Source organism: Flavonifractor sp. AGMB03687 (genome assembly GCF_017811815.1).
Lineage (GTDB): Bacteria > Bacillota > Clostridia > Oscillospirales > Oscillospiraceae > Flavonifractor.
In genome coordinates this window covers 76,645-88,478 of the sequence record NZ_JADKZI010000004.1, presented here as the reverse complement: position 1 = coordinate 88,478, position 11,834 = coordinate 76,645, and the positions used below count along the sequence as shown (strand labels likewise).

The following is an 11,834-nucleotide window of genomic DNA, read 5'->3' as shown; positions in this document are numbered from 1 at the left end:
TGCGCACGCTTTCCTTCACCGGTTCGCACCAACCACCGGTTCTCTGAGAAGGACGGGACGTGCCTTCTTCCCATCATTGCCTGTTCTGGGATTCGATTGTTAATCATTCTAGCCGAACTGCCTGGTTTTGTCAAGAGGGAGTTTCCGACCAGTTCAGCAGGGGAGTGGTGACAACAGGGGGAAGCGTACAGACGGTGCTCTTGTTGGTCGCTATGTCATACTCTGTTTGGAGCACCGCCGGGATGGTCAGAGAGCTCTCGTAGGTACCCAGGTACGCCAGCCCATCCCCGGTATAGACGGAAATGTAGAAGTTATTCTCTCCATAATCGCCGTAAGCGTCCCGGATGGCCAGCCGGCCGTCGGCATAGTCCATGGACAGGGGACACAAGTAGGTATCCAACCAGGAGATGCCCTTCACACCCAAAGCGGCCTGTTCCGCCAGCGAGAAGGTGAAGTCGGGCTGCCAGCCCTGAGAATCGGCGGCTACCACCGCCAGCCGGTAGCTGTCGGGCCCCTCCCCGTAGAGCATGGGCACCAGGAAGTCGGCGCCTGCATAGGTCTGCATGTAGTGGTCCTCCTTACCCATGGGGAGCAGGTCAAAGGTATTCTGCAATGCAGCTCTCTCATCAAAGACCCGCAGGCGCAGCATCCCCTCCTCCCGGGTCAGCAGAAAGAAGGTGCTTTTGTCTCCGTCGGCCAGAAAGTCCAGGATCTCGCTGCCCTCCGGCAGGGTGTACACCGTCTCCAGCTGTCCGTCGGTATTGTCGCTGTTTAAGGTCAGCCGGTAGAGGCCCCAACCGGCGAGCAGCCTGCTGCTGTCTATGGGCACCGATTTGGTCAGCTGTCCGTCATAGTAGGTGTTGGGGAAGGTAAAGAGGTAGCCCTGGGGTGTCTCAAAGCTCCAGGCGTCACTTTGGAACAGATAGTGCTCCTCCTTGCGGCACACCACATGGTTCAGATCGCCTAAGCGGTTGGTGGCCAGTTCCACCTCCACCTGGTAATCCTGGGGGATGGGGACGGTAAAGTACTCGCTCATCCGCTGATTCAGTACCGAGGTGGGCAGGGGGCAGTCAGGCAGATAGGCTTTCAGCGGCCAGCAGTCCATATAGTCCGTCAGACGGACGGTGCGGGTGCGCTCTGTATCGGGCTCCATACCGGCAGCCAGCTGCTTCAGCATAGCAGTCAGTGCCGGCGGAACATCTTCCCATAAGGAGCCGCCCAGCAGATAGATGTCAGAGTAGCTGGTGGAGGCCAGCAAAAAGTAGACAGAGGCCTGGTCATCGGTGTCGGAAGGAGATTCCGCATCGGGATCGTAGCGAAATTGAGTGACGGCCTGTTCCGGTTGGTCAGCGGGGAAAGAGATGTCCCAGAACAGACAGCCTCCCATGATCAGGGGAAAATTCACCGTCAGCCCCTCCGCTGCCGACGGGTCCCCCGCCAGGGCGTGGGTGGTGATGGTGACCTGATCGCCCTTGCTGTCCAGAGCCAGGGTACTTCCCGTCAGTATGCCGGCGGCCAGCAGAGCCAGAAGGAGGATCAGGGTGACGCTGCGTTTCATGGGGCGCCTCCTTCCTCAGACGTGCTTTGCCAGCAGATGCTAGGGGACAGGGTATCGAAGGGGACCTCTCCAAACTCCATGCCGATGCCGTTTTTCAGCAGAGGTTTCTGACCGACGGGGTGAAGGGAGGAGGAATAGCGCCCCAGATAGGCCAGCCCGTCCTGATCGTATACAGACAGGTAAAAGCCGGGTTCCAGATCAAAGTTGGTGGCGCACACCGCAAGCCGCCCCTGGGCGTAATCCACTCCCAGCACATTTGCTTCAATGCCGTCTCTGGAATAGAAGGGATAGCCCAACTGTTCCTGTGTCAGAGTATCGGCGGAGAGGGCAGTGATCCATGCTCCGTTCTCTCGGGCCACCACCGCAAAACGGTACCGGTCCTCATCGGCGACGATGGCCGCAAAGAAGTCTTCCCCTTGTACCAGATCGTAGAAGGACGCTTCCGGTCCCAGAGGCAGCAGATCCACCGTGTACAGCAGGTTCATGTTCTCATCAAAGACCCGCAGACGGAGGACACTCTCCTCTTCGGTCAGCAGGAAGAGGGCGGAGTGATCCTGGCTGGCCCAGAATCGCCGGGCCACGCTGCCCTCGGGCAGGGAGAAGAGGGTCTCCAGCTTGCCATCGGTGTTATCCTCGTTGGTGGTCAGCCGGTATACGCCCCATCCGCCGGGGATGGCACTGCCGTCAGCCGTCCACTCATGACCATCGATCCAGCTGAAATATTGGACTTTCAGGATAAAAAGAATGGAGTCGTCCATTTCTACGGTGTCATAACTGCATTCCAGGCCATAACGCTGGTCTGCCTCGATGTCGACATCGGTCACATCGCCGTCCCCATCTTTTTCAATTGTGATATTGGCCTGATAGTCCTGGGGGAAGGGAATGGAAAAATAGTCCTCAAATACCTGGCCAAGTGGATCAAACCATATGCCGTTTCCGTGCACATAGACCTGCATGGGCCGGGCGTCGTATATCTCCGCCAGGTTGACCTGCTGGGTGTGGGTTTCGCCGGGATCGGTCTCGTCCGCCACCAGTTGGACAGCCTCCTGCCACTGACTGTTGCTGTTCAGACTATGGGCAGATGAGGAAGAGCTTCCGATATAGACCCGGAGAGGTTCCGGGTCCACCGTGACAGAACGCACCATTGGATAGGGGTCAAAAAGGGAGAAAAGGTTAAATTGAGCGTTGCGCAGTCCAAAGGAGGAGCAGGCAAAGCGGGCAGCCGTATCCTCCGGCCGGGCGGCGGGTACGGTCATGTCCCACAGCATGGCGTTCTGGCAGTAGATGGGCAGGGAGAGCTCCAGCCCTTCCGCTGCCGACGGGTCTCCTGCCAGGGTCTCCGCCTCCACAGTGACACGGTTTCCTTCCTGTTGAATGGCCACAGCGGCACCCGCCAGCACCCCGGCGGACAGCAGGGCCAGTACCAGGACCAAAAGAGACATACGTTTCATATCCTCACTCCTTCTGGTCGGTCAGCTGGTCCAGGGTCCGGCTGACCCGGTCGGACTGATAGTGGTAGGTCTCCTTTACATAATCGATGAGGCTGCGGCCCTCATCCTCCAGCTGGGAGGTGGTCATGTCGCCTGCCACGGTGCCCTGGTGGAGCAGGACAGCCCGGCCAATGAAGTGCTGGACCTCCTCCAGCAGGTGGGTGGAGAGCAGAATGGTCTCATTGGGCTCCAGAATGCCCAGCAGCACCTTGTAGAAATCCTCCCGGTTGAAGATGTCGTTGCCGGCGAAGGGCTCATCCATCAGAATGTAGTCCGCGCCCTGGCTCAGGGCCAGGATGACCTCAAACTGGTTCTTCTGACCGGTGGAAAAGCTCCGGATGGTCTTGTTGAGGGGCAGCTGGAAAAAGTCCATCAGGGCGGTAAACCGCTTGTCCCGGAAGGTGGGGAAGTGTTCCCGGAAGAAGTCCCGATGACCGGCGGCGGTGAGAGCGGGGAAGTAGGAGTGCTCACAGGTGGCAAAAGACAGACGGGCGATGTTTTTGGGCGTGATGGGCTGCCCGTCCAGGGTGATCTCTCCCTCGTACCGCAGCAGACCCAGAATGCACTTCATCAGGGTAGTCTTGCCCGCTCCGTTCTCCCCGAACAGGCCCACGATCTCCCCGGGGCCCAGGGACAGGCTTACCCCGGCCAGGGCCTGGGTGCCCTGACGATAGGTCTTCTTCACGTCGCTCAGAACCAGCATAGAATACCTCCAATTCCGGCCCACGGGTCCTCCGGCAGATGGCCCGCCGGGGTGAGGGTCTGATACAGCAGCATACAAAGGAGCACGATCAGGGCGGCGGCTGCCACCGTTATTGCCAGCAGTACCGCCGGACCTGCCAGACAGCGCCGCCACAGCTCGCTCCGCCGGGGAAGCCGGCGCATCAGATAGATGCTCTTGCTCCCCTGCCAGTGCCAGAGATAGTGGAAGAGGGGGAGCAGCACCACACACAGAGCCACGATCCAAAACCCCAGCAGGCCCCGGCCGAAGATATGGACAAAGGGAACAATGTGGGTGCCCTGCTCCAGGATGCGGTCGGCGAGGGAGGCGTAGAGGGGTATCTTGGCCTGTTCAAAGTGAATCAGAAAGAGAAGAACGGTGGAGCAGCAGGCCACCAGCAGAGCGCACAGGGTAACTTCTACAGTGGTTTTCCAGGGCCAGCCGGCGGGGAAGAGCCGGGACAGACGCCGGGCCAGCTTACTCCTCATCCTCATGCACCCCCGTCAGGCTCTTCCAGAAATACAGGCAGATCAGCAGGAAAATCACGATGGCGCTCAGAGAGAGATAGGGATTGCCCGTGTAAATGGGGAAGCACAGGGCGGCTACCACGGCCAGAGGCAGAATGAGGACGGATGTGCGGCCGTGCCGCCGGTGGTGGCAGAAGGCGGAGGAGGCCAGACCCAATACCAGACACCCGCTCAGGTTGCGCAGCAGCACCGCCCAGTCGGCCAGGGGCAGCAGGGCGTGGAGGTAGGGGCTGCGGTAGCAGGCCAGGAAGAGAGACTGGTGGCTCACCGTGGTCGGATCAGCGGTAGCCAGGAAGTACTTACTGAGCATCAGCAGGGCAATCAGCTGGATGGTCCAGTAGATCAGGAGCAGCAGGGCGTTCTGCACACCCAGCAGCCGGGAGAATTTCCCCTCATTTACCGACAGGCGACGGAAGGTGTAGGCGGTTTTGGAACCGCGGTCCCAGCCGGGCAGGGCCAGGGCCCCGCATACCAGCAGCAGCCCTACGCCAAAGACCAGGGACAGACGGCCGTTTTGGATCAGGGATTCCAGGATGGGGGGCGCGTCTCCGATCCAGCGGGACAGGGCCAGGAAGAAGAGCGCAGCCTGGACGGCGGTGGCTCCCAGGGAGATGAGCAGGGTCTTCCAGACCGTCAGCCGGGCGAACGGGGACAGAGCGGACAGATAGGCCTTCATGGTGTTTCCTCCTTTGTTTCCTCCCAAAGTCGTTCCAACAGGGCAAATGCGGCCGCCTTGTCCAGTCCCGCCTGCCGCAGGGAGCGGACTAGCAGCCCCGCCTCCTGCTCCAGAAGCTGGCTGCGCACCTGCTCCACCGTGCCGGGGGTCAGGGCCACCTCACTCTTGGCTCCCGAGCGGGAGGTGATGAGCCCCTCCTCCTCCAGCTGGCGGTAGGCCTTCTGCACCGTGTTGGGATTCACCCCCAGCCGGGCGGACAGCACCCGGCGGGAGGGCAGCTCGTCGCCCGCCTGCACCGTTCCGGCAGCGATCCCCCGCTTCACATACCGGATGATCTGCAAATAGATGGGCAGACCCTCCTCCGGCAGGAAAGCGTCAAAGGAAAGCATGGCGGCTCACCTCCTTCGAAGTGTATTAGTCAACTAATACGGTTTGCAACTGTATTATAAGACTAATACGGTTGCCTGTCAAGCGGGGCAGGGCCTTTTCTTTTTGGCCGGTTTCCGCTATACTATACGAGATATAAGTAAAGCGAGGGAACCATATGCTGTTATCGGCGGAACAACTGACTAAAACCTACGGGACCCGCAGCCTGCTGGACGGGGTCTCGTTTTATCTGGAGCCGGGAGACAAGGTGGGCATCATCGGTGTCAACGGCTGCGGAAAATCCACCCTGCTGCGGCTGCTGGCCGGGGCGGAGGAGCCGGACGAGGGCTTCGTCCGGCCCGATCCTAATGTGCACCTGGCCTACCTGCCCCAGAACCCGGTATTTCCCGGGGAAAACACCGTGCTGGAGCAGGTGCTGCTGGGGCTGGACGGGGACGCGCGCACCCTGGCGGAGTATGAGGCCAAGACCATCCTGAACCAGCTGGGGGTATCCCGGTTCGATCAGAAGGTGGGGGAGCTGTCCGGCGGAGAGCGCCGCCGGGTGGCCCTGGCGGCAGTGCTGGCCCGGCCCTGCGACGTGCTGCTGCTGGATGAGCCCACCAACCACCTGGACGACCGGATGGTCAACTGGCTGGAGGACTTTCTGAAAACCTGGAAGGGCGCCCTGGTGATGGTCACCCACGACCGGTACTTTCTGGAGCGCATCGTCACCAAAATGGTGGAGGTGGAGGGGGGCAAGCTCTACACCTACCAGGGCAACTACGACAAATATCTGGAGCGGAAGGCGGCCCGGCTGGAGAGCGAGAAAGCCAGCGAGCGCAAGCGCCAGGCCATCCTCCGCCGGGAGTACCAGTGGGTGATGCAGGGCCCCACCGCCCGGGGCACCAAGAGCCGGGAGCGGCTGGAGCGGTACGAGGCCCTGAAGGCCCAGACCGGCCCCACGGAAAAAAGTACCTTGGAACTGTCCGCCCGTGCCAGCCGTCTAGGGAAGAAGACGGTGGAGCTTGCGGGGGTTACCAAGACCTTCGGGGACCGGACGGTGGTCCGGGACTTTGACTGCATGCTGCTGCGGGATGACCGCATCGGTATCGTGGGCTCCAACGGCAGCGGCAAATCCACCCTCCTCAACCTGATGGCGGGGGCCCTCACCCCTGACTCCGGTACCGTGGAGGTGGGGGAGACCGTCCGCTTCGGCTACTTCCGCCAGGAGGTGCCCGACATGGACGGGGACCGGCGGGTCATTGACTATGTGAAGGACATCGGCAACAACATCGAGACAGCGGAGGGTATGCTTACCGCCTCCCAGCTGCTGGAGCAGTTCCTCTTCCCGGCAGAGGTCCAGTGGTCTCCCATCTGCAAGCTGTCCGGCGGCGAGAAGCGGCGGCTCTATCTGCTGGCGGTGCTGGCCGCCGCCCCCAATGTGCTGCTGCTGGACGAGCCCACCAACGACCTGGATATCCAGACCCTCTCCATTCTGGAGGACTACCTGGACACCTTCCCCGGCGCAGTGGTGGCGGTCTCCCATGACCGCTATTTCCTGGACCGGGTGGTGCGGCGGGTGTTCGCCGTGGAGGGGGACGGCTCTGTGAGGGCCTATCCCGGCGGCTACACCGAGTATCTCACCGCCCAGCGGGCGGAGGAGAAAGCAAAAGCCCCCAAGACGCCCGTCCCTGACAAGGGGAAGGAGCGCCCCGCCGCCCCCAAGAAGCTGAAGTTCAGCTACAAGGAGCAGCGGGAGTTTGAGACCATTGACGACGATATTGCCGCCCTGGAGGAGCAGATCGCCCAGGTCCAGGCGGAGCAGGCGGCCAAAGCCACCGACTATGTGGCCCTTCAGGAGCTGCAGGAAAAGCAGACCCAGCTGGAGGCCGCCCTGGAGGAGAAGATGGACCGCTGGGTCTACCTCAACGACCTGGCGGAGCAGATCGCCGCCCAGGAGAAATAGTTCGTCGTCTCAGAACCAAAGCAAGGAGAATCCCATGGCAAGAGTATGGAAATTTGTGGTGGCCATTGTGCTGGTGTGCGGCCTGGCCCTGGCAGGCATGGCCATCCGCACCCAGACCAGTGCCGGAAAGGACGAGGTGAAGAACCCCAACCAGTTCCGGGCGGTATGGGTGAGCACGGTGTACCGGCTGGACTATCCCAGCAAGGCCACCACCGACCCGGCAGTGCTCAAGGCCGACGCGGACAAGATCTTACAGACCTGCGCCGACATGGGCATGACCGCCGTGATTTTACAGGTGCGGCCCTCCGCCGACGCCCTCTATCCCTCCAGCTACTACCCCTGGAGCGCCGACCTCACCGGGCGGCAGGGCCAGGCCCCGGCAGACGGCTTTGACCCGCTGGCCTACTGGGTGGAGAAGGCCCACCAGCTGGGGCTGGAGCTCCACGCCTGGATCAACCCCTTCCGGGTGACCAAGGGCGGGCAGAGCGAGTACGACAGCCTCACCGCCGACCACCCGGCCAAGGTCCACCCGGACTGGGTGGTGGAGTACGACGGCAAGTACTACTTTGATCCCGGCCTGCCCGAGGTGCGGGAGTACATCATCCAGAGCGCCGAAGGGCTGGCCCGTAATTATGACATCGACGGCATCCATCTGGACGACTATTTCTATCCCGGCGCCAACTTTGACGACGCCGATACCTATGCCCAGTACGGCAGCGGCTTCTCCGACATCGGAGACTGGCGGCGGGACAATGTGAACCAGCTGGTAAAGGAGCTGGGGGAGCGGATCCACGCCATCGACCCCGACCTGTCCTACGGCATCAGCCCCTCCGGCGTGTGGGCCGACAAGAGCAGCCAGTCCCAGGGCTCCAACACCACCGGCGGCTTTGAGAGCTATTACGCCTCCTACGCTGACAGCCGCAAGTGGGTGAAGGAGGAGTGGATCGACTACATCTGCCCCCAGGTCTACTGGTACATCGGGCACCCCTCCATGGACTATGAGACCATCGTCCAGTGGTGGGCTGACGTGGTAAAGGGTACAGGAGTTTCCCTTTACATCGGTATGGCAGACTACCAGGCGGGAAACAGCGATCCCTCCAGTCCCTGGTATGGGGTGGAGGCCATCCGGCAGCAGCTGGAGCTCAATGAGACCATTGCTCAGGTGGACGGCGAGGCCCACTTCCGGTATCAATTTCTGGCGCAAAACCAGGAGTTACAGGCCCTTTATCGAGAGTTTTATACCAAAGAGCCGGAGGTGGCCCTGAACACGGCGGACCATACCGCCTACATCCAGGGCAGCGGCGGACAGTTCCATCCGGACAGCTCCCTGAGCCGGGGAGAGGCGGTGACCATGCTCACCCGGCTGACGGTTGATAGTAATGGAAAACCACTTTACAGCTATGAGGAGGGAACCGGCGGCTTTTCTGACGTAAGCCCTGGCGACTGGTACAGCTCCTACGTCCACTTTGCCCAGAAATACGGCATCGTGCAGGGCTATGCCGACGGCAGCTTTCGGCCCAATCAGCCGGTGCGCCGGGCGGAGCTGGTGAAGATGGTGTGCGCCTTCTTCGCCGTCACCGGTGGCAGCCACCCCTTTCCCGACGTGTCCGCCAGCTACTGGGCGGCCCGGGAGATCGCCTTCGCGGCCAGCCAGGGTTGGATCTCCGGCGGCTCCGACGGCACCTTCCAGCCGGGGCGCAATGTGACCCGGGCCGAGGCGGTGAAGATCCTCAACCGTGCCATGGACCGACAGGCGGGGGAGCGGGAGACGGTCCTCCCCTTCATCGACGTGGCCCGGGACCACTGGGCCTACCATGAGATCCTGGAGGCCTCGGTGACCCACGACTATGAGAAGAACAGCCAGGGCGAGGTCTGGCTGTAAGACAGAAAAAGGCTCCCGGCTGTGCCGGGAGCCTTTTTACAGCGAAAAGAAACTTTACAGTCTTTTACCAAAAGCTGATGGAAAGCGCGCGGGCGGGGCGGTACAATGGGGACAGTGGTCCGGGGCAGACAAGCCGGACCGCCAAGGGATCCATTCCGGCAGGGAGAAAGGGGTTTCCGCCATGCTTCCATGTCAGCAGAGTTGTTCCAGTTATTGTGAGGGCTGCCACAAGCACTGTCTGCGCTGGGCCGAGTTCCAGCGGCAGAAGAGCCGGGAGCGGCAGGCCAAGAAAGATTATCTGAAGTACTATAATGAGCTGTGCGGGGCAGTGGTCCGCCAGTTCAGCGCCATGGGCGCGGTCCGATGACCCTTGGGCGGCGGGAGACACTCCCGCCGCCTTGCTTTTTTCCGGCAGACGATTATAATAATGCGAGAAAGAATTTACCGAAGAGAAAGGGAACCTTATGCTGCGTTATGTTTCGGATTACCATACCCATACCTATATCTCGGGGGACAGCAAGTCCACGCTGATGGAGAATGCCCGGGCGGCCCAGGCCGCCGGAGTGGCGGAGCTGTGCATGACCGAGCACTGGAACCTGCTGGACCAGCAGGGCAACCGGCTGCCCACCAGCTATGACTTTGTTCCGGTGCTCCAGCAGTGGCGGCGGCTGCGCAACCGGCTGGCCGGTCAGGTGGAGCTGCGGGTGGGCATCGAGGTGGGCAACAGCACGGTGGACACCCAGGCGGTGGACCGGTGCCTGGAGCTGCCCCAACTGGATTTTGTCATCGGCTCCCTCCACTCCACCAGCCTGTCCTACGGCGGCATCGGCATCTACACGGCGGCCAAGGCCTGCACCAGCCGCCAGGGGGCGGAGGCCATTCTGGAGGACTACATCAGCCAGCTGGAGGAACTGGCCGTCACCCGGAGCTACGACGTACTGGGCCACATCATCTACCCCCTGCGCTACCTGCCGGCGGAGTACCAGCTGACGCTGGAGCCCTGGGAGGACCGGCTGGCCGCCCTGCTCCGGCAGGTCATTGACTCAGGCCGGGGCATTGAGCTCAACACCACCCAGGGCACCACGGTGGAGGGGTGGCAGTGGCTCCTGAAGCTCTACCGGGACCTGGGCGGCGAGATCATCACCCTGGGCTCCGACGCCCACCAGGCCCGCTACATCGGGGCGGGCTTCCCTCAGGCTCTGGCCATGCTGGAGACCTGCGGTTTCCGGTGGGTGGCCACCTATCGCCGTCACACCCCCTGTTTCCACGCCCTCTGAGGGTTGGGCAAAAAATGACAGGGTCGGGGCAAGGATGTCGCTTTCCATCTGGGATAGGGCAGGGTATACTTTTGGTATCCTGCAAATACTGTCCCTTGAGGGAAGGGGAGGACTGCCGCCATGCTGATCCTGACCAGAGAAAATCTGCCGACCTATCTGCGTGCCCATGATCCGTCCTTTGTGGAGGAGGGGCCCCTGGAGATCCGTATCATCGGGGAGCAGGAGGAGGATTCGGCGGGACTAATCAACGACATCTTCCAGGTCAGCAACCCCAAGCGGTCCATCATCGTCAAGCAGGGACAGGAGAACATCCGCTCTGCCCGGGAGTCCAGCTACCGTCTCCCGCCCTCCCGCAATCAGCTGGAGGCGGCCAGCCTGCGGCTGCGCCGGGCCATTGTGCCCCAGTATGTGCCCGAGGTCTACTGGGTGGACCGGGAAAACAACGTGTTCGCTATGGAGGACGTATCCTACCTCCACCCCTGCCGCAGCGGCCTGGCCCGGGGGCAGATCTTCCCGGAGCTGGGGCGGAACTGCGGCGCGTTCATGGCCTCCATCGCCTTTTTCACCTCAGAATTTTACCTGTCCCGGGAGAAGTTCCGGCAGCTGGCCCAGACCTTTACCAACAACGGCATGCGCCGGGTCATGGAGGAATGGAGCATGCTCCACCGCTCGCCCTTCCCGCCCGCTCCCGAGACCATGCACCTGCGGGCCGGGCTGGAGGAGCCGGCGGTGCAGACGGAGACCTACCTGCTGCGTCACCGGTATATGAGCCACGCAGAGGCCCTCATCCACTCCGACCTCCACCCGGGCAATATCTTCATCGACGGTGACCGGATGAAGGTCATCGACATGGAGTATACCTTTGCCGGTCCCTGCGCCTATGACCTGGGCTACTTTCTGGGCAACACCCTCAGTGTCTATGCCGCTTCCTTCTTCCACCCCCTCTCCGGGCCGGATGAGGAGGAGCGGTTCCGCCGCTATTTGCTGGACACCATCGAGCAGCTCTTCCAGTCCTATCGCCAGACCTTCGGAGCCCTGTGGGACGGCTATGCCAAGGCGGAATACCGCCAGCAGCAGGGATTCCGGGAACGCTTCCTGGACGGCCTGCTGACCGACGCGGTGGGCTACGCCTCCCTGATTTCCCTGACCCTGGCCATTCACGGCTCTGATGTGGCCGAGTTCAAGATTATCAGCGACCCGGTGGCCCGGCATCACGCCATGCAGCTGTACTACGCCACCGCCAAGAGTCTGCTGCTCACCCGGAACAGCCTCACCAGTGTGTCGGAGCTGTTGAGCCGTGTCCAGACCTGCGCCAAACTCTACCTGACCCGGCAGCTGGGCATACGGCCCCCCATTCTGCGCTGAAAGAAA

Annotated in this window: 11 protein-coding genes and 1 other annotated feature (1 of these 12 running past the window's edge); of the genes, 5 read left to right on the top strand and 6 right to left on the bottom strand. The window is 61.8% G+C overall.

All coding sequences use genetic code 11. From position 1 onward, the window contains the following. Nucleotides 1–86: a binding site (T-box leader), on the bottom strand; it reaches 149 nt to the left of the window's first position. Between the two features lie 44 nt (nucleotides 87–130). The 6 genes from J9789_RS09560 to J9789_RS09535 are packed head-to-tail and all read right to left on the bottom strand — an operon-like array spanning nucleotide 131 to nucleotide 5,361. Continuing rightward, the gene (locus J9789_RS09560; protein WP_209344814.1) at nucleotides 131–1,558 is read right to left on the bottom strand and encodes a hypothetical protein; all 1,428 of its coding nucleotides are present in this window, start codon (nucleotides 1,556–1,558) and stop codon (nucleotides 131–133) included. Next, entirely contained in the window at nucleotides 1,555–3,009 is a 1,455-nt protein-coding gene (locus J9789_RS09555) for a hypothetical protein (RefSeq protein WP_209344812.1), read from the bottom strand. Before J9789_RS09555 ends, J9789_RS09560 begins: the two co-directional genes overlap by 4 nt. A gap of 4 nt (nucleotides 3,010–3,013) precedes the next feature. Beyond that, a complete protein-coding gene (locus J9789_RS09550; RefSeq protein ID WP_209344810.1) occupies nucleotides 3,014–3,751 on the bottom strand; it encodes an ABC transporter ATP-binding protein in 738 nt (245 codons plus the stop codon). Beyond that, a complete protein-coding gene (locus J9789_RS09545; protein ID WP_209344808.1) occupies nucleotides 3,739–4,257 on the bottom strand; it encodes a hypothetical protein in 519 nt (172 codons plus the stop codon). Before J9789_RS09545 ends, J9789_RS09550 begins: the two co-directional genes overlap by 13 nt. Beyond that, nucleotides 4,247–4,972, bottom strand: a complete 726-nt coding sequence (locus J9789_RS09540; protein ID WP_209344807.1) for a hypothetical protein — start codon at nucleotides 4,970–4,972, stop codon at nucleotides 4,247–4,249. The genes J9789_RS09545 and J9789_RS09540 overlap by 11 nt, the downstream gene beginning before the upstream one ends. Beyond that, nucleotides 4,969–5,361 carry a GntR family transcriptional regulator gene (locus J9789_RS09535; protein WP_209344805.1) on the bottom strand — a complete coding sequence of 131 codons (393 nt, stop codon included), beginning with the start codon at nucleotides 5,359–5,361 and terminating at the stop codon, nucleotides 4,969–4,971. Before J9789_RS09535 ends, J9789_RS09540 begins: the two co-directional genes overlap by 4 nt. A gap of 155 nt (nucleotides 5,362–5,516) precedes the next feature. Between J9789_RS09535 and J9789_RS09530 the strand changes: the two genes are divergently transcribed. From J9789_RS09530 to J9789_RS09510, 5 genes are all read left to right on the top strand, one after another. Then, nucleotides 5,517–7,304 carry an ABC-F family ATP-binding cassette domain-containing protein gene (locus J9789_RS09530; protein ID WP_209344803.1) on the top strand — a complete coding sequence of 596 codons (1,788 nt, stop codon included), beginning with the start codon at nucleotides 5,517–5,519 and terminating at the stop codon, nucleotides 7,302–7,304. 34 nt (nucleotides 7,305–7,338) lie between these two features. Further along, nucleotides 7,339–9,186, top strand: a complete 1,848-nt coding sequence (locus J9789_RS09525; RefSeq protein WP_209344801.1) for a family 10 glycosylhydrolase — start codon at nucleotides 7,339–7,341, stop codon at nucleotides 9,184–9,186. A gap of 181 nt (nucleotides 9,187–9,367) precedes the next feature. Then, nucleotides 9,368–9,553 carry a hypothetical protein gene (locus J9789_RS09520; protein WP_209344799.1) on the top strand — a complete coding sequence of 62 codons (186 nt, stop codon included), beginning with the start codon at nucleotides 9,368–9,370 and terminating at the stop codon, nucleotides 9,551–9,553. A 97-nt stretch (nucleotides 9,554–9,650) separates the two neighbouring features. Continuing rightward, a complete protein-coding gene (locus J9789_RS09515; RefSeq protein ID WP_209344797.1) occupies nucleotides 9,651–10,463 on the top strand; it encodes a histidinol-phosphatase HisJ family protein in 813 nt (270 codons plus the stop codon). 120 nt (nucleotides 10,464–10,583) lie between these two features. Next, nucleotides 10,584–11,828 carry a phosphotransferase gene (locus J9789_RS09510; protein ID WP_209344795.1) on the top strand — a complete coding sequence of 415 codons (1,245 nt, stop codon included), beginning with the start codon at nucleotides 10,584–10,586 and terminating at the stop codon, nucleotides 11,826–11,828. Nucleotides 11,829–11,834: the final 6 nt, after the last annotated feature.